Source organism: Gillisella vitis (assembly GCF_001541345.2).
Lineage (GTDB): Bacteria > Pseudomonadota > Alphaproteobacteria > Rhizobiales > Rhizobiaceae > Allorhizobium > Allorhizobium vitis.
In genome coordinates this window covers 96,988-121,074 of sequence record NZ_LMVL02000007.1, presented here as the reverse complement: position 1 = coordinate 121,074, position 24,087 = coordinate 96,988, and the positions used below count along the sequence as shown (strand labels likewise).

Here is a 24,087-nt window from a genome sequence, read left to right as displayed (position 1 = left end):
GCTCAGTTAGATCTGCGGTTCGGGCATGACTGCCGGCAGATCATAGGCTTCGCCGAACCATTTTTTCTGGATGGCGGCCATGCGTCCGTCTGCAATGACCTTGGCGAGGGCCACGTTGATGGCGGCAATCAGGCTCTTGCTGTCTTCGTCATTGCGGGCGATCCAGCCGTAATAGGTCGGGATGCCGAATGTCGGCTTAACGACTTCGAACGTATCGGGACGCTGCTGCGCGGCATAGGAGACGTTTGCCAAAGAGCTGGCGGCAGCCGTGACGCGGCCGATTGCGAGATCGGCATAGAGCTGGTTGTTGTCCGAATACTCGCGAATGGTAACGGGGGTGGTTTCGTTGAACCGTTGTACCTGGCGCAGGATGGCGCTGGACTTCACCACCCCGACGGTCTGCCCTTTGAGGTCTTCAGGCTTGGTAACCGCTGCATCGCCCTTACGCTTCATGAATGCGCTGCCGGAGAAGGCGAAAGGATTGGTAAAGGCGTAACGGGTGACGCGTTCTTTCGTGGCATTGATGGGCGCGCCGACGAAATCGAATTTCCCCGATTCCAAGCCAGGCAGGACGCTTGTCCACGGCAGGTCGACGTAGTCCATCGCAAGACCAAGTTCCTTGCCGATCTCGTCGAAGAGATCCCTGTTGACGCCGACATATTTGCCATCGACCTTCATGTCGAAGGGCGCGAACTGCATCTCGGTTACGACCACCAGCTTGCCCGCAGATTTCGCTTTCTGGAGTGCATCGGCAGCGGCAATGTTTGGCGCCAGAACGCTCACAGCAAGGACGATGCTCGCAAGGTGTGCACCCGCGGATCTCTTGAAAGCAGTCCGGATAGTTGAGACGAAACTTCCCATTGTAACCTCATCTTTTTTGCCCGGACCGACGGCCCGCAGCGTTCCCCTTTTGATTGGCTTTCATAGCCAATATCGAACAATTTATCATTTAATGCCTATTGAAGAAGCATGCTTTTAATATAGACTGCTTTAGCTAAATTAAACTTGGGTGCCCCGGACTTGTCCCTAAAAAACCTTCCGCCGATGAAATCCCTGATGGCGTTTGAAGAGTTCGGCCGCCTCGGAACAATGACGGCTGCCGCGGAAGCCCTTGGCATCACGGTTGGAGCTGTCAGCCAGCATATAAAGAGCCTCGAGAGGTCTGTCGGTATCAGTCTGGTGACGAGAGCGGGTAATAGCGTCAAGCTGACCAGTGCGGGGCAATCCTATCGAAACTTCCTGGCTCGGGGCTTTCAGGAATTTCAGGATGCCCAAGATGCCGTGAGAAAAATCCGATCCACCAGCTCGATCACGGTGAGCAGCTTGCGCTCCCTTGCGGCAAAGTGGCTGGCCCCAAGGATGGTGGAATGGCAGAAGATCAGCAATGGCGCAAAAGCGCGTCTGCAAGGCGACTTGACTGAGCCGAACCTGGAGAATGGTGACGCCGATTTCCGCATTACCTATGGCCGGCATATAGAACCGCATCGACAATATGCGCGCCTGTTTACAGATATTGTGCTGCCCGTCTATGCACCCGGCTTCAAAGGCCGAGAGTTGGTAACGCGGCCGGAGCATCTCTTGCAATTGCCGCTCATCGAGATTGAATGGGCAGACAGTGAAGGACAGTCTCCAGGGTGGTCACAATGGGCAGCAGTACACTGTAAAAGCTCCCCATTTATCGAGCCTACATTGGTGTTTTCATTCACCAATGCGGCGCTCGATGCAGCGCTTTACGGTGAAGGCGTGGTTCTCGCGCAGTTGTCCATGGTTTGGGACGACATTGTAGCGGGCCGCCTGATCGTGCCATTCGACCTCCGGCTTCCCATGCCACAGCCCTACTATGTCGCGTGGTCTTCAGCCGCCTTCGACAAGCCTGCTGGCCGGGAATTTCATCGATGGATATTGAGCAAGGGGCGGCAGCAGGGAGATCTCGTCATCGATCCGTCCAAATGCATGAAAACAGGACGGGCCCATGAGGACAGCCGTCAGGCTTTTAAATGACGATAAGCACCACGCCAGTAAAGCAGGGGTTCGTTTGCATCGAAAGTTGCAATCGTCCGGACCAGCCCAATGACGATGGCATGAGAGCGATGAATGATCGCCTCTTCCAATTCACAGTCGAAGCTCGCCAAGGCTCCCTCCAAAGCCAGTCCTCCAGTCTCCATCTGCCACCATCGGGCGCCTTCATAGCGGTCGGCACCCTGAGCGCCCCCGAATCCCGAGAAGGATTGTGCCACCGCTTGATGTTCAGCCGATAATATATTGATGCAAAAGTGTCGGCCACGTTCAAGTGCTCGCCAGGAAGAAGACCCGCGGTTCAGTGCGGTCATGATGGTTGGTCCATCTGCAGAGAGCGCCGTGACCGACGTTGCCGTGAAGCCGGTACGTTGATCCCCCTCACCAGTCGTCACGACACACACGGCGCCGGCCAGATGCCGCATGGACGTTTTGAACTGATCCGCACTTGGTTTTGGAAGCGAGGGGCCGGAGTGCTCGTCCTCAGCCATGTTCCGCTCCGGCGATCCTTGCAGCAGCGTATCGGTTCGGCGGCATCGAAAGGCCAAGATTGTCTCGAAGGGTCGCGCCCTCATATTCCTCTCGGAATAACCCGCGACGACGCAGTTCCGGCAGAACAAGCTTGACGAAGTCGTCGAGACTGGAAGGCAGCGTGGGGAACATCAAGATGAACCCGTCGGCGGCACGTGTCTCGAACCATTCTTCCATATAGTCGGCGATCTGCGTTGGCGTGCCGGTAATGCCATTGCCGGTATGTCGTTCGGCATAGTGGCGGATGAGCTGGCCCACCGTCTGACCCTGCTTCACAAACTCCACTAGCTGATCGAACATCTTGCGCGATCCTTTCGGCTCGGCCGGCAAACGGTCCATTGGAAATGGTTGGTCGAACGGAACGCCGCGAAGATCGGCTTCCAGGAACTCCGAAAGCATCAGGCGTCCGACGTCCGGATGCAGGTTGTCGATCAGGAAATCAACCTTAGCCTTGGCTTCGGTCTCGGTCTCGCCGACATTGATAACAATGCCCGGCATGATCTTCATGTCGTTGGGATTGCGCCCAAAGGCCGGCATGCGCCCCTTGACGTTCTGGTAAAAGGCGCGATTGCTGTCGATATTGGAGGCAAGGCTGAACACGATTTCGGACGTGCGGGCGGCAAGTGCCATGCCGGCTTCCGATCCGCCGGCTTGGGCAATCACCGGCCGGCCCTGGGCGGACGGCGCAATGTTCAGCGGTCCGCGAACCTGGAAATTCTTGCCGACATGGTTGAGGATATGGAGCTTGTCCTTGTCGTAATAGACGCCCTCTCCGCGATCGAGCAGAAGCGCATCTCGTTCGAAACTGTCCCAGAGCCCGAACACGACATCGATAAATTCCTGGGCGCGCTCATAACGGACGGCATGCGGATCGAGGCCCAGGCGGTTGAAGTTGTACCCAGTTTCGTCGTGGTCCGAAGTAACGACGTTCCAACAGGCGCGGCCGTTGCTGAGCTGATCGATCGACGCGAAGATGCGGGCGACGTTGAACGGCTCGTAATAGCTCGTTGATAGGGTTGAGACCAAGCCCAGCTTGTCGGTCATCACCGACAGCGCCGATATGAGCGAGAGGGGTTCGAAACGGTTCGCCTTTGTCGGGCTGCGCGACAAAGCATCTGGATCCCCGACACCGGCAGCGGCGGAGTCGGCCAAAAACATGAAATCGAACTTGGCCGCCTCCGACTTTCTGGCAATGTCGAGCATATGGGCGAAGTCGGTTGCCGCGGTCACCTTGCTCGCTGGATGGCGCCATGAAGCCGGATGAAAACCGAAGGTATATACGAACGTACCAAGCTTCATCTTGTCCAGTCGCTTCATATTGTTCCCCTTTGATTTTACAGTGAATTATCTGGGAGATTATGAAGTGGCGTTCACGGAAGCAATATTGAACGAGTGTTGGGAAGCTTAAGCTGGACTAAAGTAGTGTCGCCGATACAGGCGGGTGGGTATCGGCGACGGGCATGGATGCCGTTTCTGTAACTGCGGCTCCAAATCGGTTGATCGGCCAATTGGCATTGCTCTGATCCAGAGCACAAGGACGTTGCTTCCTTCTCGAAGCCGGGTCTCTTTTCCACAGTGCTCCGGTCCCAAGCCCGAGGTCACTCGGCTCACAGTTAAAGACGAATGCCCATGCGTTTCGCTGCCTGCGCTGCCGGCGTGTGCCGCTTCGGGACCACCGAAACCACGTGGGCGAAAACCGTGATGAGCAAAGCCTCGCCAGCGCGCAAGCCCTTGTCGCGCAATTGCGGCAAAGACCGAACGGGCTCCGGCGTGATGTCCACGGCGGCCCGCACGAGGAGCCTCTGTACCCACCTCAACGGCCTTGGCAAGATTGGCGCCTGGTTCATGATCGCGAGGAATTCCCCTAAGATGTCAGAGCCCTCCAAATCCGGTGCCATTTCAGCGAGAATGTTTTCCCATTCGCGCCAGGAACGCGGCGCACCTGTCGCCCCGAAGAGCTCTGCTGATGGGCCGCTTTCGGCGAAGGCGGCGTCCTTATCGGTGGACGACAACGAGGCCGCGAAGCGATGATAGGCCTCGGTAAAGCCGAATGTCGCAGTTGCTTGAACCCAGTTGAGCAAGCGGGGATCGTTCGCAAAGTAGGGCTTACCGTCGGGTGTTGCCCCGCGGACCTTATCATGGATCGATACAACATGGGCGATGACCTCTCTGGCCTTCGATTGTGCCGCGTATGCTGTGATCATCGCAGCAAAGCCGGTGCGGTGCAGGCGCTTTGCCGGATCGGTCCGAAAACTGCTGTGATCCCACACGCCTGACCGCACCGAAGGTTCAGCCAGTTCTAGCAGAACAGCTGAAACGCCGCCTACGAACATTGTGATCGGATTACTGAAAACGCGCCACGTCACACCCCCAGCCGGCGCGAGAGAAGGCTCTCCCGCGGGCTGAGCAAAGTTTATATCCATGCCCGGTGGCGGTTTAAGAAGTTCATCAAATGCACTCATTATTACACCTCGCTGATTATTAGGAGTGACAGTGACGACGCTCGCCTTCAAAGTGGCAACGCGATTTCACTATGTCGGCCCGAGATATGACAAGTGACTAGTCATAAATAGGCGATACTATGGGAAAGACAATGGTAGGATTGCGGCAGGATGCTCGAAGGTCGCGATCCCGTACCGCTATGCACCGTGCACTTTTCGAGCTGCTTTTGGACATTCCACTCGATAAGATTACGGGGGCTATGGTGGCCGAGCGCGCCGGCGTCGGTTATTCTACCTATTTTCGGCATTATACGGATGTTTCGGCACTTGTCCTCGATGCTGTTGAAATTCTGACGGATGCCCTGGCGCAGGCTATGATGCCTGCGTTGATGCGGCTTGATGGGGCTGGAGCTGCCCGGGCGTTTATCGAGGCCGTGAATGCGCGACGGCGGGAGGTCAGCGCCCTCACTCGGGTTGGAAACGCGCTACGCGCTGAACTCAGGCATCAAGTCGTTGATCGTCTCGCGTCTTCGCCGGATCCGAACGCGACCCGTCTGCCGCGTCGACTTGCGATCAGGATTGCAGTGGCATCGACCGTCGAACTGCTGGATTGGTGGCTCAATGAGGAGCCTGACCGGAGCACGGGAGAGATCTCGGAGCTGCTGAGCTCCCTTATACTTCAACCGCTCATGATACGAGACTGAAACCAAAAGTTTCGGTGTGCTTCAGACATCTCTGCCGGTGCCGTGCGGGGCCACTCCGGTAGTAATTCGTCTTGTCGCTTACTCGACTTAGGGAGCCAGCCTGAGATTAAAGTGACATCGGGGATGCCGCTCGGGATCGATTTCCAATTATCCAGACGTCCATACTTAGGCGATCACCTTAAATGTCGGCCATCGGCAGCGGCGCGGAGAAGGCTTATTCCTGCAACATCAGTCGCTGGCTCGTGACCGTGGGCTGTCTGTCCAACGCGAGGTTACGGCGGGATGACACTGACTCTAGCTTAAAAACCTGAGGCCTTAAATTTGGCGATAACCACTCGGGGAACCGCAAGACGCGAGCGGCCCTCGATTTCTCTCTCCACGAGAGCATGTAGGAATGCGGAAGTGATGGGCCGGCAAGGGGATTAAGATGTCCTTTGTCACCGACAACACCGAACACACCACGTCCGGGAACAGAGCCTCTACTTCGCGGCACAGTCGCTCGAGCGTTGCCTGCAAAGCTTCGCCACGGGCGATCATTTCTAGAATTACGTTTTGCAGTTCCAGGGTCATGGCGAACAGTTCTTTTCGGAGCTCGGACTTTACCAGCGCAACCTTCTTTTCGGGTTGTCTATTTGCGTAAAGGTTTATGGAGCCAGGCTTGTTCCAGTGGTGCTGGTCGTTCGTGCCGCGCCCCAGATAAGGTCGTCTTCAGGGAGCAGAACGAAAAAGGGCCCGAGAACATGTCTCAGGGCCCGAGTTTTTTCTTCGACAGCGGAGGGAGGAGACAGTGCCGATGTCCTTATTGTAAAAGGTTATGGTTAAAGGATCGTAAACGACAGGAGTGGGCTAATCAGTCAGATGGTGGGTCAGGTAAGTTTAGGAGCCCATGCATCGGAGTCCATCTGCGCTCACTGTCGCAGCCATTGTCTTTACTTTCAGTCGATCCGGCCTTCGCCAATGTCACGCCCTCCAGGTCAAGGGCGCTCTTTCGACAGAATATCGCTCATAACGCATGAACTTTTTTAAGACTTAGAAACTATAAATTTATTTCACGACTTCATGGGATGAGAACCGTGTCTTCCACCCCAGCAAAATAATTTTGTCCTTCCGGGTCGAGCCATGAAACATCTTGCAGCCCTTGAGGATACGTCATGTCCAGACCGAAAATCAAAACCGCCCTCATCAGTGTTTTCATCTTTATCGGCATCATCGTCGGTGGTTTTGCCGCATATTCCGTCAATCGCTTGAGGACGACCAACGAATTTGTCAGCAATATCGCCAATGACTGGATGCCCAGCGTTTCGCTGGCGACACGGATGCAGCAGGATTTCAGTAATCTGCGACTGGCATATCGTGACCATATCATGGCCCTGGACGACAAGGGAATGAAAAACGCGGAAACGGACGTGACGAACAGGATCTCCGCGTTTCTTGAAACGACGTCACAGTTTGAGGCAATTTACACGTATCAAAGCGAGCTGGACATCGCCAAGCAGGTTCGTGAGGAGTTCAAAGGCTACACGGACCTGGGTACGCAGTTGATGAAACTGTCGGCGAATGACAACGATGAGCAGGCAAAGATCTTGCTTGCCACGGACATGAAGCCTTTGGCCATAAGACTCATCGCGGATATAGACAAGCTGATCGACATCAATGCCACGGGCGCCAAGACGGTATTTGCAGAAAGTCAGGCTATTTTCAGCACCACCCTTGTTCTGACATTTTTTGCCATCGGATTGTGCGCGGTGGTCCTCCTCGCATCAATCTGGTTCGCGCTGACGGGTATTGCCCGTCCCATTCAGACGATCACCAGCGCAATGACGAAGCTGGCGGGCGGCGATACAAAAACTGCGGTACCCTTTGCCGGGCGCGCCGATGAAATCGGGGAAATGGCCGGAGCCGTCGAGGTTTTCCGTCAAGCAGCATTGTCGAACAAACGCCTCGAAGAAGAGGCCGAGGGGGCACGTATACAAGGCGAGGCAGATCGTGTTCGATTGACCGCCGAAGCGGAAGCGGCTGCACAAAAACGGCTCCAGGAAGCAACCTCTGGTCTTGCCACGGGCCTTCGCCGTCTTGCCGCCGGCGATCTGGGCTTCCAGCTCAACGAGCCATTTGCGCCGGACTTTGAAGCGCTGCGTCATGATCTGAACGGCGCCGTCAGTCAACTTGCTGACACCCTGCGCGCCGTTGCACAAGCTACGACACAGATCGACAGCGGCACCCGCGAGATCAGTCAAAGCACCGATGACCTGTCGAAGCGGACAGAACAACAGGCAGCCTCGCTCGAACAAACAGCCGCAGCCCTCGATCAGATCACGGCGAATGTCTCCAATTCGTCGAAGCGCGCCGATGAAGCACGCTCTGTTGCTGTCCAGGCCAATGCCAGTGCGGCTCATTCCGGCAAGGTCGTCGCAAGCACCGTCGATGCCATGCAGAAAATCGAGCAATCATCCAATCAGGTGTCAAACATTATCGGCGTCATCGACGAGATCGCTTTCCAAACCAATCTTCTGGCCTTGAATGCGGGCGTCGAAGCCGCCCGGGCCGGCGAGGCAGGCAAGGGCTTTGCCGTGGTCGCTCAGGAAGTTCGTGAACTTGCACAGCGCTCTGCCAAAGCTGCGAAAGAAATCAAAGAACTGATCCGCAACTCCTCTGTCGAGGTTCAAAGCGGCGTCAAGCTGGTCAGCGAGACCGGCGAGGCATTGAAGACCATCGAAGGCTATATCGTCGCCGTCAACCAGCATATGGACGCCATTGCCACGTCGGCCAGAGAACAGTCGGTCGGGCTTGCAGAGGTGAACACCGCCGTTAACCAGATGGACCAGGTCACCCAGCAGAACGCCGCGATGGTCGAGGAAAGCAACGCGGCGAGTGCGACTCTCGCCGGCGAGGCAGGAACTCTGCGCGAGCTCATCGGCCGGTTCCAGTTTGGCGAAGGAAAACGGCAAATGGCGCCTGTGACAGCTGCCGGAGCGCCAAACCGCGCTGTGGCGTCGCCGGCTCGCAGGCTGACGGCACAGGTCGCTAAAGCCTATGGCGGCAATACAGCCGCTGAAAGCTGGGAGGAGTTTTGAAGACGGTCTGAAGATCCTATCGACGACGGCGGTGTATGGCTTTAAAAAAAATACTAATCTAGGCGAGCGATCTCTAAGGGGTGGGCGAGATGCGGGCCCACCTTGGCCAGGCCGCCGCTCGGATTGGTACAGATAGCGGCAAAAATGAAGTCACATTGCACGAGCGAATGGTAGCTCTGCTGAAGGTCGTTCGGGAGGACAGTCTTCATCCAAGTTCATTGAGAATCGAACCATCAACCGAAGCCAAGCTATATTCTGGATGCCGCGACGAGCTGCCCGTTATCCTGTGTTCTCCGTGGCAGGATCTCGAACATGGATCGGGATCGGCTTCGGTAATATCTCGAACCGCTCGCCTACATCTCGCTTTCCCGAAAGCTGTTCAGCGTCTAACGGCGAATTAGGATGAACGCCGCACTCATACGTTGCGACGTAAGCGCGATTTTCCCTGCACGTTGACTTGCTTGGCTAGGCTGTGACGGCGTTGGAGGCGTTGAACGGTAGCAAGTCGCTGATGTCGGCATCTTCATTGCGCTGCGGCAACTCTGCAAGCACGTGGCGCAGCCAGGTGAGTGGGTCGACGCCACAGGCACGGCAGGTCAGCATCAGACTGTAGATTACGGCGCTGGCCTTGGCTCCATCAGCGGTGTCGCTGAACAGCCAACTCTTTCTGCCGGTGGCAAAAACTCTGATGTCGCGTTCCAGAATGTTGTTATCGATCGGCATTCTGCCATCGGAGATATAGCGGGTCAGATAATCCCATTGGTTCAGAGTGTAGGACACGGCATCACCGAGCCTGGTGTCCGGCACGACTTTTGGCGCGATATTATCGAGCCAGGACTTGAGGGCGTTCAGGACAGGCAAGCTGTGCTGTTGGCGAAAGCGGCGAATGCAGTCGGCCTTCGTCTCGCCGGCATCTGGGGCTTTGTCTCTTGCCTGCTTTTCGATCCGATAAAGCTGCTCGAAGAACCGGAGCGCCTGTTCCGGCGGTCCGCCTCCGTTCTTTCTGGTTTTGAGTGCTTCAACGAAGCGCCGTCGGGAATGAGCCATGCATCCGACATGCGTGGCACCATCCAATGTGCGCCAGGCTGTATAGCCATCGCTCATGAGTATGCCGCGGTAGTCGCCGAGGAAGGCCTGTGGGTGAATCTGACCGCGGCCGGGCTGATAATCGAGCAGCACGATCGGCTCGCTACTGTCCTCGCCGCTCCGGTAGGCCCACATATACGATGTGCTGGTGGCTTCCTTGTCCTTTTCCTTGAGAACCTGAACGGTCGTCTCATCACCGTGAATGAGGGGCTGCGACCTGAGCCTCAGTCTCAGCGCATCATAGATGCGGTGAAGATGCTTCTCGCTCGAGCCGATCACCCAGTGAGCGAGAGCGCCTCGGCTGATCGGAACGCCGGCTCGCTCGAACGTCTGAGCCACGCGGTAGAGCGGCGTGCCATCGACGTATTTGTGGACGAGCGCGAAGGCCAGCGTCGAGGCGGTTGCGATGCTGCCCGGCAGAGGTTGGCTCGGCATAGGCGCGATCACGACAGGCGTGTTGATCCCGGTGCGGTCGCAATGGCGGCAGGTATGTTTGAACCGCACATTCTGCAGGACCTTTGCCTTGACCTCGATATGGAGTTGCTCGGTAACGGCCTCGCCCATGCGATGCATTTGACTGTCGCAGCAAGGGCAGGCCTTCTGATCGTCGGCAAGGTCGTATTCGACACGCTCGCGCGGCAGGTCTTCCGGTAAAGGCCTGCGGCCACGCTTCTTTCCCGCCGCGCTCTCGACAGGCGGCAGGCCTGTATCCGGAAGATCGACGCCGTCGCCGTCGTTACTGTCATCCTCATCCGCGGCCTCCTCGGCCTCGTTGAAGATGCGATCGATGTGCTTTTCGCTGCGGGGTGCAAAACGATGGAGCCTTGCGAGCGCCAGTTCTTCTTCAAGTTTGACGATCCGCTGCGAGAGGGCCTCCTTCTCGGCTTTGAGCGCAGCAATTTCGGCGGCGTTGGCCGCCAACTGCGCCATCAGTTCTGCAACGCTCAGTTCGCCGGCTCGGGTCATCCCAGTTTTGAATCTGAGCCGCGTCGCCGCGTCAACAGCTCAATTCGCCACCTTCAGCCGGCGATCTGATACTGCCGCACGGGATGGCGGATCATCGCATCGATATCGATCCCGTCGAGAATCCAATGCAGTTGCTCGGTCGTCAGTGTGACCACCGTCACCTCTCGGCGCGGCCATCGGAACTTGTCTTCGGTCAACCGCTTCAGGATTAGCACAAAGCCCGAGCGATCGAAGAATAGCAGCTTCACCCGGTCACGCCGGCGGTTGCAGAAGGCAAACACTGCAGGAGCAAACGGGTCCAGCGCCATCGTCTCCTGGACCAGGACCGCAAGGCTGTTGATGCCGGCCCGGAAGTCGATCGGTTCGCGATGCAGATAGACTTGAAGATCAGCGCCAAGCTTAAACATGACCCAGAGCTCCGATTATTGCCGTCAATGCGCTGAGATCGCGGCACTCCAGCGTCAATCTCACACCATTCGGCAATGACGCTCTCACCTTCGCTGGAGAGGTCAGCGGGTCGCTCCTCTTCGCCGTCGGCAATCGCTCTTCGCGATCCGTGGCTGGCATCTCAATGTCGAACTCGCTGCTCGGGGCGGCGATCTGAACCGGAATAAACGCAGATGTCGAAGACGGCGATAATGGATGTGCCTGGGTATGTTTCCTGATCCATTTCCAAACGAGATTCGCATTGACCCCGTGTTCTCGCGCAAGTTTCGATACTGATGCGCCAGGTTCAAGGCAGGCCGCGACAAGGCGATCTTTCGAACTTTGATCGAAACGGCGTCTTCCATTCCGACCGACCAGTCGCACTGTAAGTTTTTGACCTTCATCCATAACTTGGTGTCCGCCTCTTTTAGGTGGACACCTCATGCCAAAGCTCGCTCAAATACTGAAGGTGCTGAGAAATTCGCGCTTACGTTGCGACTTAGGCCGTCCATCCAACGACAGCGGCAGAGGCACCCGGCGTCTACGCGCCAAATATGCGCATGTCGCCAGCGTATCGCTCCCCGCTTCCATATTGAGTTAGATGTAGGAGTGTTTATCAGCTATAGATACGCGGGGATATCTATGAAATTTGGCGGCTTTCCCAGTCTCAGGCTGACGGGACTTTTCTAGCAGGGCAATCACGTAGAGCGGAGACTTCGGATTGTTGTTACAATTCATGATAGCTGTAAGCTTCGCCTTGGTACTACTCGTGCTGCTGGTCTTCATTTGGCAACGGAGAGAGGGACTGCGGCGAGTGTTTGGCAGCGGCGTGATGGGTAGCGCTGGCAGCAACGACTATCCTCCGCATACCGGCGGCTGCAACGACACCGGCGGGGATGGCGGAAGCGGCGATTGCTAATGGTGAGACTGTATTATGTCGGGACCTGCCCACAGTGTAACAATCAGGGCCGCCTCTATCTCCAGAAGGACGTGACACGGCAGACGATCTATGCGCATTGCGAGGAATGTGAGTGGGGCTTCCGCAATCCTGAAGATGTCATGCACCCACATCGAGCGTTCCTAACGCTGTTGGAGGAGTATGAAACGGTGAACCCTGCCGAAGACGAAATCTTGCGATCTTTCTGGGCGCGTCACGTCGTAAAGCACGTCGACGTTTGAAGCGCCCTAGACCTTTACCCGAAGCATATTGAACGCGTCGGGCATTGGCATCGAGGCTCGACAGGAAATCCTTTTATAGTTTTTCTTTTCCGTTGCTGAAAGGATGTCATCGCCTTGAAAGGAAATGAACCGCCGATCTGCTATTTTCAGGTCCCCTAGAGATTTCGATAGCGATGTCGGATCTGGTGGTTCATCAACGTCCTAGCTGTAAATGAGACCGAAAACCGGAGGAGGCGAAGTATGGCGCTCAAGCGGATGGACAACATCGGGATCGTCGTCGAAGACCTTGGAGTGGCGATAGGCTTTTTTCAGGAGCTGGGCTTGGAACTTGAGGGCCGCGCGACGATCGAGGGCGAATGGGCCGGCCGTGTCACTGGACTGGGCGACCAGCATGTCGAAATCGCCATGATGCGCACACCGGATGGGCATAGCCGGCTTGAACTTTCGCGCTTCCTCACGCCGGAAGTCGTGGCTGATCATCGGAACGCTCCGGTGAACGCCCTTGGTTATCTGCGCGCCATGTTCACAGTCGATGACGTCGAAGAGACCGTTGAAAGATTGCGCGGGCACGGCGCAAGGCTCGTCGGCGATGTCGTTCGATATCAGGACGCCTATAAGCTCTGCTACATTCGCGGACCCGACGGTCTTCTCATCGGTCTTGCCGAGGAACTCGGTAAGCCGAAAAACGAATAGGTTCCGCCTGGCTTTATATCCTGCTGACACCGTGCATGTTGACGTGAAACGCTGCTGATCCCAGCCAGGCGTCACGCCGAAACACGAGCACCTGGATAGAGGCCGTCAGTACCTTAATTGACCTTGAATGGGCTCGAACGCGCGGAGCCTCACCAACCGCACGGGGTTACGCTAACACCATGTACCAAATAGCTTTATGCTCAAAGCGGTACGGCTTCAGCCGTGATTTGCGTTGACTTTCTAAAAGGAAGCTTTCAAATAAATGCAAGGCGGGAGGAGGTTCAAATGCACGATCACAAGCCGGACACCTCCGATCAGCGGTCCTTGGCTGACATCATTCGCAACTATGACTGGGAAAACACCAGCCTCGGACCGATGTCCTCCTGGCCGGTCCAGTTAAAGTGTGCGGTCGACATGGCAATTCCCTCAGGCGCGCAGATCGTATTGTTTTGCGGCCATGACTTCACCGCCATTTATAATGATGCATATGCTCCGACGATCGGTGCCAAGCACCCGAAGGCTTTAGGGAAACCAGCGAAAGAAAACTGGGCCGAACTTTGGGACGATCTGGAGCCGCTTCTGCGTAGGGTTCGCGACCGCGGCGAGACGGTCGTTGCCAAAGACAGGCCCTTTTATATCGAACGCAGCGGCACTCCAGAAACAGTTTACTTCGACATCTCGTATTCACCCGTTTCCGACGAACAGGGCCATGTGTTGGCCGCCCTTTGTATCGTCAATGAAACGACGGAACGGGTCGGCTACGAGTCAACGCTCAAAAGAATGGCGTCGATCATCTCCTCCTCGGAAGACGCAATTCTCGGCATCGACCTCGACATGACGGTTACAGACTGGAACACCGGAGCCGAAAAACTGTATGGGTTTTCGGCCGACGAGATTGTGGGCCGGTCCGTCACGCTTCTAGTTCCGGACGGCCTCCCTGATGAGGAAGAGCACATCCTCTCCCGCATCAGGGCAGGCGAACGGGTAGAGACCCATGAGACCGTCCGGCGGCATAAGAGTGGACGTCTCCTGGACGTTTCGCTGGCTGTCTCCCCAATCTACGGCTCGGATGGCACGATCATCGGCGCCGCGAAGATTGCTCGTGACATCACGGCACGAAAAGAAGCGGAGCGAGCTCAGCATCTCCTCATTGGGGAGTTGAACCATCGCGTCAAGAACGTCCTTGCGACGGTCGCCGCAATCGCCCGTCAGACGTTCGCCGGCGCACAAGACATCGATATCGCGAGGACAGCCTTCGACGCCAGGTTGCAGAGCCTGGCCAGAGCACATGACCTGCTCACGCGAGGAAGCTGGAAGGCTGCCAGCCTTCGTACCGCTGTTTCGGAAGCGTTATCTCCCTATCCACCCGAGCAGTTCAACATCAGCGGGCCCGATGTCGAGGTCTCGCCAAAGGCTGTGGTGGGCCTCGCGCTCATCTTGCATGAACTAGCAACCAACGCTGCGAAATATGGCGCCTTGGGAGTGAGTTCCGGAAAGGTGACACTGTCATGGGACGTTTCACCTTCCAACGCTCAACTCGATCTGTCATGGCAAGAGAGCGGCGGGCCTCAAGTCACTCCGCCGACCCGAAGGGGGTTTGGGTCGCGCTTGATCGAAGCGCTGTCGTCTGGCCAGCTTGGTGGAAAGGTAGACCTTAGCTATGATGTTTACGGTGTACGCTGCATGATCAACGCGCCGCTCGACACCGGATGGAGCGACCATGACCACAGTCAGTCCCCAATTTGACACCACGATGCCACAAACTGTGAGTTCGTGGCATAGCGTGCAATGAGGCTGACAAATGTCTAAGGATGTCACTGCCTATAGCATATCGCGTATCGCGCGGACGACGAGAGTTGAATCGTACGGTTTGCTAAAGAATCGCCCCACGACCGGAAGAGCATCCTCGCGTATGTGAAGATGACCCGACGTAACGATGATCTTGACTGGCGGCCATCGATCGCGAACCGCAGTCGCAAGCTTCAAACCATCCATGCTACCCGGCATATTTATATCGGTGAACATCAGACGAATTTCTGAATGGCTGTTGAGAACGGCAATGGCGTCATCCGCGTTCGATGCTTCGAGCACCTCGAAACCCTCTTCTTGCAGCGACTCCACGATGCCCATCCGGATAAGAACCTCGTCCTCCACAACCAGAACCGTTATGCCGTTGTAGCCCATCGCCGTAGCTCCACCGTGGTTCACTGGTATACAGAGACGTAGCCAGGACTTTGATAACGCTCTCGATGGCATAATGATCCGGGAATTTGGATTATTTTTCAGAAACTTATTATATGCGTTGCGGAGTTTTCCGCATCAGTCGCATGCATTGGCTGAAGGAAAGTCCTGCAAATAGACCAGCGGCACGATTTGAAGCCATTGAAACGGAGGCAGGTTTTCCTGAAGCCACCGACACGGTTGCGAGACCACCCGGAAAACCGTCATCCTGCGCGGCTCTAACTAACAAGATCGTCGTTAACCACCACACTGCCGCGTTTCACCGACTTCGCATGATAAAGGGCGGCATCGGCGGCTTTCAACGCCGCATCACAGCTCGTGGAAGTACCGTCAGCCTGGCTTATGCCAAATGACGCGCCGATCGAAACCTCACAGGTCGGCAACTTAAATTTCGCTGCCAGCGAGGCCGACAATCTTTGACAAGCCTCTCTTGCTTCCTCGCTCGAAATACCGGGCATGAATATCGCGAACTCGTCGCCACCAAGACGGAAAACCCGATCCGAACCGCGTGTCCCGGATCGGAGTCGCTCGGCCACCACTTGCAGCAACTCGTCGCCAACCGCGTGACCATGACTATCGTTTACCCCTTTGAAGCCATCCAGATCGAGACATATGACCTGTGTCACGCCAGCGCTCGTGCAAGCAGCAAACTCCAGATCCAGCAAAAATCGATTTGGAAGACCTGTAAGAAAGTCGTGGGTGGCGGCATGGCGCATTTGACGTTCGCGCCCCAGAAGGGACTGAGCGGCGGAATGTGACGTTCTGATCATCAGATACGATCCTATGATCAGGACCAGGCTTACCGTGACGATCAGGGGAAACGATTGCCACAATATATCGGTTGCCGGAGTTGGCGGACGCCAGGATAGGACTTCGACCTCGCCTTGCGGTCCTACCGCAATTGCCGCCCTGGCGCGTTCGGGCGAAACCTCGCGCAGAGGCTCGATGCGCGCGTCGTCCAGATCGAACCGCTCCCCGAAAACGCCCTGCAGCGTGCCGGCGATCGGCATGGCCGTGATCAGAATGGGTCCACGCGGTCCCTTGCGCTTCGATGTTCCGAAGTCCGATTGAAACAGGCTGGCAGAAAGCAGAACAGATTCCTCGCCGATAACCATGATCCGGCTCACCGCAATCGGGTGAGGAATGCCGGCCTGCTTGGGCTCCTGCTCTCTTATGCGAACGCCTTTCACCAGTTCCGCCGCATCCTTCGCGATCGCCGACGGACCCCTGACGAAATACGGCAGACCTTGCACGGTCTCATCCGTCTTGGAATAGATGATCTTATCAGCGGCGTCGAGCACGATTGCGCCGCGCGTGCGCGACGTACCGATCAAGGATGCGCCGATATTACGATCAGTCCATGCTTGATCGAACTCGTTGTCGAGGTTGGCGATCGCTTCGTCCCAGACCGTCCAGGCGGTCAGCGAAAATTCAACCTCGCTGATCCAGATGGAGACGTTCCGCTCGACCAACATTTCCTGCCGCCGCCGGGTTTCCGCATCTAGCTGTGCAACACCGAAATAGGAAGTGGCGGCCATGCCGACTATGAGGACCGCCACGCCGATAATAGTTGGGCCAACCAGTTTAAAACGAACGAAACGCATACCAAGCCGATCGATAAGGGATCGCTCACGCAAGAGCTAAGAACTTGATAGCCGGCGGTCCTTTCAATACCGTTATCTCAAACACGAAAGTTTGCCGGACTGCTGCCAAAGACTGTTGTCTTGGTGGGAGTCGCACGCGCGGCACGGCAAAATATCCGGGCATGCGGCGCGAGCAATCATCTTGACGATCGCCGCCAACCTTGTTCATTTGGGCAATGTTTAAAGCCGCAAACGCTGTGCAGATCAGAGTTTCTATCAATGAGATTAAGCCAGACGTCTGGCGTCGACTGGTCCTGCCAGTCCATTGGAACCTGGAGCAGCTGCATCTCGGAATTCAGGCCGCATTCAACTGGTGGAACTATCATCTCTATGAGTTCCGGATTGGTGGCCTGCGGTACGGGGAAGTCGAGATCCTGACAGAGGATGCGACCGATGACGATCCCCGGGTCTTCGAGCAGAGCGAGGTTCGCTTGCAGGACTTCGAGCAAGGTGCCGTATTCAGCTACAATTATGATTTCGGGGACGGATGGCGGCACACCGTCTCGGTTGAGGAGTTCCTGTCGCTCTCTTCTACGCCCAAACACGGGAGCTGCGTTGCCGGCGAAAGAGCGCGACCGCCCGAAGATGTTGGCGGGGTTTCAGGATATGAGCGGTTCCTGGAGACCATCGCCGACCGGGAAGATCCTGAATACGCCGAAACCATTCAGTGGTGCGGCGGCTGCTTTGATCCGGAATGGTTCGACCTGTCGATCGTGGACAAGGATGTTCGCAATGCTCTGCGCTCGAATGCCAAAAGGCGGTTGTATCAACCGAAGCCCAAAGCCTTCCCGAAGAAATGAGTTGGCTAAATTCAAGGTGCGCCTTGAAAAGAATCGAACGGTTAATCCTGCTACCGCAAAGCTCTCGCCTTCAAAGGTTACTATGGGCACCAGCGGGTGCCTGCTAGTCCAACGACGTTGGGTCCATGGGTCCGGCGCCTGATTTAGTTGTTGCCGGAGCCCGGCTCGGCCATCTTTGCATGTTGATGGGCCAGCATGTTCGCCGGCGTGACGTTGGCGACCGCAGCCTGCAGCTTGTTTTTCCAGCCGCTGACAACATCGCCTTCGCCATCCATCATCGCATCATAACCAACCCGTGCGACGTCGGCCGGATCGTCCTTCTTTGCCTGCCCGACGGACGTATCCATCAGGTCAGCGCGCTGGAAGAACTCAGTCTCCGTCGGACCCGGCATCAGGCAGCTGACCGTAATGCCGCTGTCTTTCAGCTCTTCCCGCAAAGCGAAGGAGAAGCTGTTGATGAAGGCCTTGGTGCCATTATAGACGGCTTGATAAGATCCGGGCATGAAGCCGGCAATCGAGCCCGTCAGCAGGATCCGGCCCTCGCCGCGACTGCGCATCAGATTTCCGACCTGCTGCACGAGGTAGATGGTGCCGACGATGTTTGTGTCTACGACCTTGCGGGCCTCACCGAAGTCCTGATCGAGGAAGCCCTTACCAAGCCCCCTGCCGGCGTTGGCCATCAGCAGGTCAACGGAGCGGCCAGATGCCTCGATGTTTTCGAGAAGGTGGTCGACGCCTTCCTCCGTTGACAGGTCGGCCTCGATGGCATCGACCGAAGTGCCGAATTCCCTGAGGCTGGCTGCAGCCTGTTTGATGCGGGGCTCATCGGCTGCAATGATCAGATCATAGCCATCCTGGGCGGCACATTTGGCCAGTTCGTACCCAATGCCCGTCGATGCACCCGTGACGACGGCAAGGCCTTTTCCCATTTCAATCGCCATGCTGTATCTCCTTACGGTTTGAGAACGACTTTGACGCAACCGTCCTTCTTTTCGAGGAAGGTCTTGTAGAGGTCCGGTCCGTCTTCCAGGCTTCCGGTATGGGTGATGATGAATGAGGGGTCGATTTCGCCGTTCTGAATTCGCTCCATCAGGATCGGCAGATAGTGCTGGACCGGTGTCTGGGCCATTTTGAACGTCAGGCCGCGATTGATCGCCGATCCCATCGGGATCTTGTCCAGGAACCCGCCGTAGACGCCGACGATCGAGACTGTGCCGAAATTTCGGCAGCAATGGATCGCTTGGCGCAGGACGTGCGGGCGGTCCGTGCCCATGAAGGTTGCGACTTTGATGCGGTCGATCCGGGCATCCCAGCTTGCGGATGGATCAGATTCGGTTCCAACGGCATCGATGCAGCCATCTGCCCCGCGGCCATTGGTCAGTTCCATGATCCGATCATAAATATCCTTGTCCATATAATCGAGGGTGATGGCTCCTGACTTTTCAGCAAGCGCCAGCCTCTCCCGGACTGTGTCGATCGCAATAACCCGCTCCGCCCCCAGAATGAATGCGGACTTGATCGCCATCTGGCCAACGGGGCCACAGCCCCAGATAGCGATCGTGTCGCCCGGCTGGATATTGCAGAAATCGGCGGCCATATAGCCCGTTGGAAAAATGTCCGAGAGGAAAAGGACCTGCTCGTCGCTTAGGCCTTCCGGCACCTTGATCGGACCGACATCGGCGTAAGGAACCCTTAGATATTCGGCCTGGCCGCCGCTGAACCCGCCCAACAGATGGGTGTAACCGAACAGGCCAGCGGGCGAGTTGCCCCACATCTTGGTGACCTTTTCCGGTTTTGGGTTCGAGCGTTCGCAGCCTGAGAAAAACCCGCGTTTGCAGAAAAAGCATTCGCCACAGGCGATCGTAAAAGGCACGACCACCCGGTCACCAACCTTCAGTTTCTTGTTGTCCTTGCCGACTTCGACCACTTCGCCCATGGTTTCGTGACCCATGATGTCACCACTGTGCATGTCGGGCATGACGCCATTGTAGAGATGAAGGTCCGATCCGCAGATCGCGCAGGCCGTGACCTTGATGATGGCATCGCGACCGTACTCAATTTGGGGGTCGGGGACGCTTTCGCAGCGGATGTCATGCTTGCCATGCCAGGTCAGTGCTTTCATCTATTTGCTCCAAGGTCGTGTCTTCATTGTACGAGCGTCTTGGCTGCAAACGACAGGTCATAAAATTTGTTCCTTGACGATGTGGCATGTACCGAAGCGCACGGAAGACCACAATTCTCGCAAAAGACCGACCTGCGGGCATGACGGAAGGAACTTTGACGGTCGAGAGGTCGTTTTCTTTGCTTCATCGAAGCAAGAGGAGATGTTCCATGCCTCAGGGTGACAAATCCGCATATACAGACAAGCAGAAGCGCAAGGCCGAGCATATCGAGGAAGGCTACGAGGTCCGTGGTGTTTCCGAGAAGGAGGCCGAACGCCGCGCCTGGGCCACCGTTAACAAAGAAAGCGGCGGTGGCAAGAAGTCCGGCTCCGGCCGCGGCCATACCGAAAACCATGCTTCCTCCGAAAAGGGCGGACATAAGGGCGGTGCCGCTGCTGCGTCGCGCACCAAGGAAGAGCGCTCAGCATCCGCTAAGAAAGCTGCAGCCACGCGCAAGCGCAACGAGCAGCATGCGCATCATTGATAGGAAACGGCGTCACGACAGTGGCGCCGTTTCTTCTATGGAGGAACGTTCATGCATAAGAAGAAATCCACACAGAAATGGTCGCAGGATGTCACTGACAACAGCGACGCGATGGATCTGAAAGGCGGCGTCTTCAAACAGCGCAGCGCCAAGAAGATCGCCGACTCGCTGAAGGCCTCGGCTGAACGGAGCGACCGCCGCAAGGCCAGCCCTTTCCAGTCCGCCATGTCGATGCTGAATTTCTACATCAATCGCGCCGGCAAGCAGCTGTCGAAGTCTAGGTTGGCAACGCTCGAAAGGGCCAAGGACGAGCTGCGCAAGGATTTCGGCAAGCAGCCGAAACACTGATCATCGGGCGGCATAGCCAATAGCCCGCTCACCGCCAAGCGATCCCCCGGGAGATGAATGAGCATTGCCTGGCGGTTCGTTTCAAAACTTACTCTTGAGCTTAAGGAGACCGATTATGCAAGCTGTCCGTATCCATCGCTTCGGCGGTCCGGAAGTCATGGCAATCGAGGAAATCGATCGGCCAACGCCTGCCGCCAATGAAGTTCTCATCAAAGTCTTTGCTGCAAGCGTCAATCCGGTCGATGCGAAGATGCGCGAGGGGAAATATCCTGTCGTCACCGAAAAGGATCTTCCCTATGTGCTCGGCCGCGATGTCAGCGGCGAGATCGCTGCCGCCGGCTCTGAGGTCGCCGGCTTCGGGATCGGCGACGAGGTCTTTGCATTCCTGTCACCAGAACATGGCGGCTACGAGGAATTTGTAACGGCACGGGCTGACGAAGTGGCTGCAAAGCCGCAATCGCTCGATACCATCGGCGCCGCCGCCGTACCATTGGCCGGCATCACTGCATGGCAAGGCCTGTTCGATCATGGCGGGCTTCAATCTGGCCAGCGTGTCCTTATTCATGGTGGCGCGGGCGGTGTCGGCCATTTCGCTATTCAGTTCGCAAAGACGAAGGGCGCATGGGTGGCAACGACCGTGTCCTCGTCTGACAAGGACTTCGTGACCGATCTCGGCGCAGACCAGGTGATCGATTACAAAACTGAGAAATTTGAAGAGCTTGTCGAGCCCGTAGACCTGGTGTTCGACCTGATCGGCGGTGAGACGCAGGAACGTAGCTTCAGCGTCGTCAAACCGGGAGGAGCGCTGATCTCGACACTCCAGGAGCCGGACAAGGCACGCGCCAAAAAACTGAAGATTCGGGCGGGACGATACACCGCTCAGCCGAATGGCGCCCAACTGCAGGAGATCGCGGCGTTGATCGATCAGGGCAAGGTGAAGGTCGTCGTTGCCAGCACGTTCGAGCTTCGTGAAGCCGCAGAAGCACAGTCTGCCCTTGGGGAAAAGCACATCCGCGGCAAAGTCGTCCTGAAGGTCGTCGAGCAGCAGGCAAGAACCGTGATCGACGACAACGCACGGAGATTGCGGGCATACCAAATCTGGGAAGACGAAGGTCGTCCGGAGGGTCAGGACCTCGCGCATTGGTATAGAGCCGGTGATGCCGGCGCAACAGCGGAACGTCCTGACTATCGACGGTACTCTTCCGAGGTCGCGCCTGTTGGGTCGCTGGTGATCAAGTTCTATCACTCCGGCGATCAGATTCGCGGATATGTGCGCAAGGTCGCGGATACAGCTGCGGACGATACGATCTTTCCGGGCGAGGAAATGGAGCCGGATGCGGCCTTCAAACTGGCAGCTTCTCATAGGGCCGACAGAAACGAACCCGTCTTCGTCGAGCTTGTCGAAGGCGTTGAATGGAATCCCGACTGGGGTCGATTGGGATAACCGCAAAATGAAATCGACAATGACAACACGCGAAACGACGCCGGAAGCGATCCCGGCCGAGACAGATGATGCTCGTTCGATAGACAGCCCCGCCGCCGACAATCACCGTAACGATCTGGCCAAGGCGGCCGGGAAAGGCTTGCAGCGGGCCATGAAAGAAACGGACCGGACATCAGACAGTGACACACCGACAACTGAGGAGTGCCAGCAACATGGAAAAAGGTAAAAAGTCGTCGAAGGCAGAAATCGAGCGCGACGCCAGAGGGCAGTCCGAAAGCAATCATGCCGGGGGATCCAACAACGGCGTGAGCAGCGCCAAGCCACGGGTCATCACGCATTCCGATGACGCGACCGTCAACAACAAGTCACCGGGCAACGACAAAGGCGCCAAGGATTGGGACCTCAATTACCACGAACGTGACATGAACGAAGGCGAGTTTCGGGGTTAGGTCGCTTCGTCCGTTATCCCGAAGCACCTCAAGCACGCGATGAGGCGGACCCGAACGCGGGATCAATCTTTATCTGCAGCAAGATAGTCCTTGGCCAAGAGCAGATCATCGACAAACCGGCGTCTTTCCTCGACACGATCGTCATAGTCTCGGATCCGGAGAATATATGACGGATGGATCGTTACAAGCAGCGGTGTGGCGCTCGCTGTCTTCAAGATGTGAGCGCGTTCCTTGGTCAGCCCGACTGACCGTCCCATCAAGCTGTAGAGGGCTGTGGCGCCGAGCGCGACAATGAGACGAGGACGCAACAAGTCAAGTTCGCCGCCGAGCCACCACGCACAGGGTTGTATCTCGCCAGCATTGGGCTTGGAGTGGATGCGCCGCTTGCCGCGTTGTTCGAACTTGAAATGCTTGACCGCATTGGTGACATAGCAAAGCGACCGGTCGATGCCAGCCTCGTTCAGACATTCATCAAGTAATCTGCCCGCCGGGCCGACGAACGGCCGCCCCGCAATATCCTCTTTGTCTCCGGGCTGCTCGCCGACAAGAATGATCTTGGCTTGAGCGTTTCCTTCGCCGAAGACGGTCTGCGTTGCATTCTTATAGAGGTCGCAGCGTTCGCACGTCTCGGCCTGCCGACGCAATGCCGCCAAGTCCTTCGCTTGTCCAAACGGCGCGACGAACGCCGGCGGCAGGCGGGCTACCGGCTTTGCGGACCCTGCAACCACCAACTATTCCTCTTCGCCCGGATACTGCGATTGCTGCAGCAAACCGGCGAGGTGTGCAGCGTTTCGCGCAAGCATCGATACCATCGTCTGAACGGCTTCGGGCGTCTCTTTCAGATCGACAAAGTTCGTTGACCCCATCGCCTCACCGACCCAATAGGCCACCGCGTTCGCTGGGATGGTGAAGCCGACGTCGTTAAGCGCCTGGAACAACTCCGCTGAGACATGATGAGCACCATCCTCGTTTCCGACCACTGCGACGGCCGCGACCTTGCCATAAGAAACCATCCGGCCTTGATCGTCGGTCTCTTCCAGGAAAGCGTCCATCCGTTCGAGCGCCCGCTTGCACACACTTGCAGGCTGACCGAGCCAGATCGGTGTTCCCATCAGCAAGATATCGGCTTCGAGAACCTTTGCACGGATCGCAGGCCATCCGTCTCCCTCGCCTTCATCCGACGTCACGCCCGGCTTGATATTGTGGTCAGCCAGCCGGATCGTTTCGGTTTCAACGCCGTACTTCTTGAATTCCTCGGCGATCAGCTCAAGCAACTTTCCGGTAGACGAGGCTTCCGACGAATCCGAAGTTTTGAGCGTGCCGTTGAGAGCGAGAACTTTGAGAGGCATGGATAACTCCTGTTCAAGTAAATACTGCCTGATATGACCCGGTGCGGCGTC

At 56.8% G+C, this 24,087-nt stretch carries 25 protein-coding genes; 12 read left to right on the top strand and 13 right to left on the bottom strand.

The features are described 5' to 3' along the window. Positions 1-6 precede the first annotated feature (6 nt). Positions 7-783: a transporter substrate-binding domain-containing protein gene (locus tag ASB66_RS21585; RefSeq protein WP_234614283.1), complete on the bottom strand. Its 777-nt coding sequence runs from the start codon at positions 781-783 to the stop codon at positions 7-9. Positions 784-1,056: 273 nt separating this feature from the next. Between ASB66_RS21585 and ASB66_RS21580 the strand changes: the two genes are divergently transcribed. Next, positions 1,057-2,001 carry a LysR substrate-binding domain-containing protein gene (locus ASB66_RS21580; RefSeq protein ID WP_060716615.1) on the top strand — a complete coding sequence of 315 codons (945 nt, stop codon included), beginning with the start codon at positions 1,057-1,059 and terminating at the stop codon, positions 1,999-2,001. On the opposite strand, the gene ASB66_RS21575 is transcribed toward ASB66_RS21580, so the two are convergent. From ASB66_RS21575 to ASB66_RS21565, 3 genes are all read right to left on the bottom strand, one after another. Beyond that, a complete protein-coding gene (locus ASB66_RS21575) occupies positions 1,986-2,507 on the bottom strand; it encodes a flavin reductase family protein (RefSeq protein WP_060716616.1) in 522 nt (173 codons plus the stop codon). The two genes, ASB66_RS21580 and ASB66_RS21575, sit on opposite strands and share 16 nt — an antisense overlap. Next, positions 2,500-3,864 (bottom strand): LLM class flavin-dependent oxidoreductase, encoded by a 1,365-nt coding sequence (locus ASB66_RS21570; RefSeq protein ID WP_060716617.1) that lies wholly within the window; start codon positions 3,862-3,864, stop codon positions 2,500-2,502. Before ASB66_RS21570 ends, ASB66_RS21575 begins: the two co-directional genes overlap by 8 nt. A gap of 296 nt (positions 3,865-4,160) precedes the next feature. Next, the gene (locus tag ASB66_RS21565) at positions 4,161-5,009 is read right to left on the bottom strand and encodes an oxygenase MpaB family protein (RefSeq protein ID WP_156545263.1); all 849 of its coding nucleotides are present in this window, start codon (positions 5,007-5,009) and stop codon (positions 4,161-4,163) included. Positions 5,010-5,188: 179 nt separating this feature from the next. Here ASB66_RS21565 and ASB66_RS21560 point away from each other — a divergent pair, with 179 nt between their 5' ends. After that, a complete protein-coding gene (locus tag ASB66_RS21560) occupies positions 5,189-5,692 on the top strand; it encodes a TetR/AcrR family transcriptional regulator (protein ID WP_060716618.1) in 504 nt (167 codons plus the stop codon). 1,151 nt (positions 5,693-6,843) lie between these two features. Then, a complete protein-coding gene (locus ASB66_RS21555; RefSeq protein WP_060716619.1) occupies positions 6,844-8,766 on the top strand; it encodes a methyl-accepting chemotaxis protein in 1,923 nt (640 codons plus the stop codon). A gap of 465 nt (positions 8,767-9,231) precedes the next feature. On the opposite strand, the gene tnpC is transcribed toward ASB66_RS21555, so the two are convergent. The 3 genes from tnpC to tnpA are packed head-to-tail and all read right to left on the bottom strand — an operon-like array spanning position 9,232 to position 11,688. Then, positions 9,232-10,818 (bottom strand): IS66 family transposase, encoded by a 1,587-nt coding sequence (gene tnpC, locus ASB66_RS21550; RefSeq protein ID WP_060716620.1) that lies wholly within the window; start codon positions 10,816-10,818, stop codon positions 9,232-9,234. A gap of 53 nt (positions 10,819-10,871) precedes the next feature. Then, positions 10,872-11,225 (bottom strand): IS66 family insertion sequence element accessory protein TnpB, encoded by a 354-nt coding sequence (gene tnpB, locus ASB66_RS21545; RefSeq protein ID WP_060716621.1) that lies wholly within the window; start codon positions 11,223-11,225, stop codon positions 10,872-10,874. Beyond that, complete coding sequence (gene tnpA, locus ASB66_RS21540; RefSeq protein WP_114386920.1) at positions 11,218-11,688, bottom strand: IS66-like element accessory protein TnpA; 471 nt, start codon at positions 11,686-11,688, stop codon at positions 11,218-11,220. Before tnpA ends, tnpB begins: the two co-directional genes overlap by 8 nt. 474 nt (positions 11,689-12,162) lie before the next feature. On the opposite strand from tnpA, the gene ASB66_RS21535 reads away from it, so the two are divergent. The 3 genes from ASB66_RS21535 to ASB66_RS21525 all read left to right on the top strand — a co-directional run bounded on the left by ASB66_RS21535 (position 12,163) and on the right by ASB66_RS21525 (position 14,862). Next, the gene (locus ASB66_RS21535; protein WP_060716622.1) at positions 12,163-12,423 is read left to right on the top strand and encodes a hypothetical protein; all 261 of its coding nucleotides are present in this window, start codon (positions 12,163-12,165) and stop codon (positions 12,421-12,423) included. Positions 12,424-12,663: 240 nt separating this feature from the next. Then, positions 12,664-13,116: a VOC family protein gene (locus ASB66_RS21530; protein WP_060716623.1), complete on the top strand. Its 453-nt coding sequence runs from the start codon at positions 12,664-12,666 to the stop codon at positions 13,114-13,116. A 285-nt stretch (positions 13,117-13,401) separates the two neighbouring features. Beyond that, positions 13,402-14,862: a sensor histidine kinase gene (locus tag ASB66_RS21525; protein WP_060716624.1), complete on the top strand. Its 1,461-nt coding sequence runs from the start codon at positions 13,402-13,404 to the stop codon at positions 14,860-14,862. Positions 14,863-14,937: 75 nt separating this feature from the next. Here the strand turns inward: ASB66_RS21525 and ASB66_RS21520 are convergent, their stop codons facing one another. Continuing rightward, positions 14,938-15,300, bottom strand: a complete 363-nt coding sequence (locus ASB66_RS21520; RefSeq protein WP_060716625.1) for a response regulator — start codon at positions 15,298-15,300, stop codon at positions 14,938-14,940. Between the two features lie 275 nt (positions 15,301-15,575). Further along, positions 15,576-16,961: a sensor domain-containing diguanylate cyclase gene (locus tag ASB66_RS21515; RefSeq protein WP_060716626.1), complete on the bottom strand. Its 1,386-nt coding sequence runs from the start codon at positions 16,959-16,961 to the stop codon at positions 15,576-15,578. A gap of 215 nt (positions 16,962-17,176) precedes the next feature. Between ASB66_RS21515 and ASB66_RS21510 the strand changes: the two genes are divergently transcribed. Further along, entirely contained in the window at positions 17,177-17,800 is a 624-nt protein-coding gene (locus ASB66_RS21510) for a plasmid pRiA4b ORF-3 family protein (protein WP_060716627.1), read from the top strand. Positions 17,801-17,943: 143 nt separating this feature from the next. Here ASB66_RS21510 and ASB66_RS21505 read toward each other — a convergent pair whose 3' ends face one another. After that, positions 17,944-18,741 carry an SDR family NAD(P)-dependent oxidoreductase gene (locus tag ASB66_RS21505; RefSeq protein WP_060716628.1) on the bottom strand — a complete coding sequence of 266 codons (798 nt, stop codon included), beginning with the start codon at positions 18,739-18,741 and terminating at the stop codon, positions 17,944-17,946. A gap of 11 nt (positions 18,742-18,752) precedes the next feature. Continuing rightward, positions 18,753-19,922, bottom strand: a complete 1,170-nt coding sequence (locus ASB66_RS21500) for a zinc-dependent alcohol dehydrogenase (RefSeq protein ID WP_060716629.1) — start codon at positions 19,920-19,922, stop codon at positions 18,753-18,755. 209 nt (positions 19,923-20,131) lie between these two features. Between ASB66_RS21500 and ASB66_RS21495 the strand changes: the two genes are divergently transcribed. The 5 genes from ASB66_RS21495 to ASB66_RS21475 all read left to right on the top strand — a co-directional run bounded on the left by ASB66_RS21495 (position 20,132) and on the right by ASB66_RS21475 (position 22,687). Beyond that, positions 20,132-20,446: a hypothetical protein gene (locus ASB66_RS21495; RefSeq protein WP_060716630.1), complete on the top strand. Its 315-nt coding sequence runs from the start codon at positions 20,132-20,134 to the stop codon at positions 20,444-20,446. Between the two features lie 51 nt (positions 20,447-20,497). Further along, positions 20,498-20,794, top strand: a complete 297-nt coding sequence (locus tag ASB66_RS21490; protein ID WP_060716631.1) for a DUF3175 domain-containing protein — start codon at positions 20,498-20,500, stop codon at positions 20,792-20,794. 115 nt (positions 20,795-20,909) lie between these two features. Continuing rightward, entirely contained in the window at positions 20,910-22,238 is a 1,329-nt protein-coding gene (locus ASB66_RS21485; protein ID WP_060716632.1) for a zinc-binding dehydrogenase, read from the top strand. A gap of 19 nt (positions 22,239-22,257) precedes the next feature. Further along, complete coding sequence (locus ASB66_RS21480; protein WP_060716633.1) at positions 22,258-22,464, top strand: hypothetical protein; 207 nt, start codon at positions 22,258-22,260, stop codon at positions 22,462-22,464. Further along, entirely contained in the window at positions 22,451-22,687 is a 237-nt protein-coding gene (locus ASB66_RS21475; protein WP_060716634.1) for a hypothetical protein, read from the top strand. Before ASB66_RS21480 ends, ASB66_RS21475 begins: the two co-directional genes overlap by 14 nt. A gap of 62 nt (positions 22,688-22,749) precedes the next feature. Here ASB66_RS21475 and ASB66_RS21470 read toward each other — a convergent pair whose 3' ends face one another. Both ASB66_RS21470 and ASB66_RS21465 read right to left on the bottom strand, forming a co-directional pair. After that, positions 22,750-23,418 carry a UdgX family uracil-DNA binding protein gene (locus ASB66_RS21470; RefSeq protein ID WP_411910131.1) on the bottom strand — a complete coding sequence of 223 codons (669 nt, stop codon included), beginning with the start codon at positions 23,416-23,418 and terminating at the stop codon, positions 22,750-22,752. Then, positions 23,419-24,036 (bottom strand): flavodoxin family protein, encoded by a 618-nt coding sequence (locus tag ASB66_RS21465; RefSeq protein ID WP_060716635.1) that lies wholly within the window; start codon positions 24,034-24,036, stop codon positions 23,419-23,421. Positions 24,037-24,087: the final 51 nt, after the last annotated feature.

Coding starts and splice junctions, on each gene's coding strand:
- ASB66_RS21580 (WP_060716615.1), top strand. CDS start 1,057: ATGGCGTTTGAAGAGTTCGGCCGCCTCGGAACAATGACGGCTGCCGCG.
- ASB66_RS21575 (WP_060716616.1), bottom strand. CDS start 2,507: ATGGCTGAGGACGAGCACTCCGGCCCCTCGCTTCCAAAACCAAGTGCG.
- ASB66_RS21570 (WP_060716617.1), bottom strand. CDS start 3,864: ATGAAGCGACTGGACAAGATGAAGCTTGGTACGTTCGTATATACCTTC.
- ASB66_RS21565 (WP_156545263.1), bottom strand. CDS start 5,009: ATGAGTGCATTTGATGAACTTCTTAAACCGCCACCGGGCATGGATATA.
- ASB66_RS21560 (WP_060716618.1), top strand. CDS start 5,189: ATGCACCGTGCACTTTTCGAGCTGCTTTTGGACATTCCACTCGATAAG.
- ASB66_RS21555 (WP_060716619.1), top strand. CDS start 6,844: ATGTCCAGACCGAAAATCAAAACCGCCCTCATCAGTGTTTTCATCTTT.
- tnpC (WP_060716620.1), bottom strand. CDS start 10,818: ATGACCCGAGCCGGCGAACTGAGCGTTGCAGAACTGATGGCGCAGTTG.
- tnpB (WP_060716621.1), bottom strand. CDS start 11,225: ATGTTTAAGCTTGGCGCTGATCTTCAAGTCTATCTGCATCGCGAACCG.
- tnpA (WP_114386920.1), bottom strand. CDS start 11,688: ATGAGGTGTCCACCTAAAAGAGGCGGACACCAAGTTATGGATGAAGGT.
- ASB66_RS21535 (WP_060716622.1), top strand. CDS start 12,163: ATGGTGAGACTGTATTATGTCGGGACCTGCCCACAGTGTAACAATCAG.
- ASB66_RS21530 (WP_060716623.1), top strand. CDS start 12,664: ATGGCGCTCAAGCGGATGGACAACATCGGGATCGTCGTCGAAGACCTT.
- ASB66_RS21525 (WP_060716624.1), top strand. CDS start 13,402: ATGCACGATCACAAGCCGGACACCTCCGATCAGCGGTCCTTGGCTGAC.
- ASB66_RS21520 (WP_060716625.1), bottom strand. CDS start 15,300: ATGGGCTACAACGGCATAACGGTTCTGGTTGTGGAGGACGAGGTTCTT.
- ASB66_RS21515 (WP_060716626.1), bottom strand. CDS start 16,961: ATGCGTTTCGTTCGTTTTAAACTGGTTGGCCCAACTATTATCGGCGTG.
- ASB66_RS21510 (WP_060716627.1), top strand. CDS start 17,177: ATGTTTAAAGCCGCAAACGCTGTGCAGATCAGAGTTTCTATCAATGAG.
- ASB66_RS21505 (WP_060716628.1), bottom strand. CDS start 18,741: ATGGCGATTGAAATGGGAAAAGGCCTTGCCGTCGTCACGGGTGCATCG.
- ASB66_RS21500 (WP_060716629.1), bottom strand. CDS start 19,922: ATGAAAGCACTGACCTGGCATGGCAAGCATGACATCCGCTGCGAAAGC.
- ASB66_RS21495 (WP_060716630.1), top strand. CDS start 20,132: ATGCCTCAGGGTGACAAATCCGCATATACAGACAAGCAGAAGCGCAAG.
- ASB66_RS21490 (WP_060716631.1), top strand. CDS start 20,498: ATGCATAAGAAGAAATCCACACAGAAATGGTCGCAGGATGTCACTGAC.
- ASB66_RS21485 (WP_060716632.1), top strand. CDS start 20,910: ATGCAAGCTGTCCGTATCCATCGCTTCGGCGGTCCGGAAGTCATGGCA.
- ASB66_RS21480 (WP_060716633.1), top strand. CDS start 22,258: ATGACAACACGCGAAACGACGCCGGAAGCGATCCCGGCCGAGACAGAT.
- ASB66_RS21475 (WP_060716634.1), top strand. CDS start 22,451: ATGGAAAAAGGTAAAAAGTCGTCGAAGGCAGAAATCGAGCGCGACGCC.
- ASB66_RS21465 (WP_060716635.1), bottom strand. CDS start 24,036: ATGCCTCTCAAAGTTCTCGCTCTCAACGGCACGCTCAAAACTTCGGAT.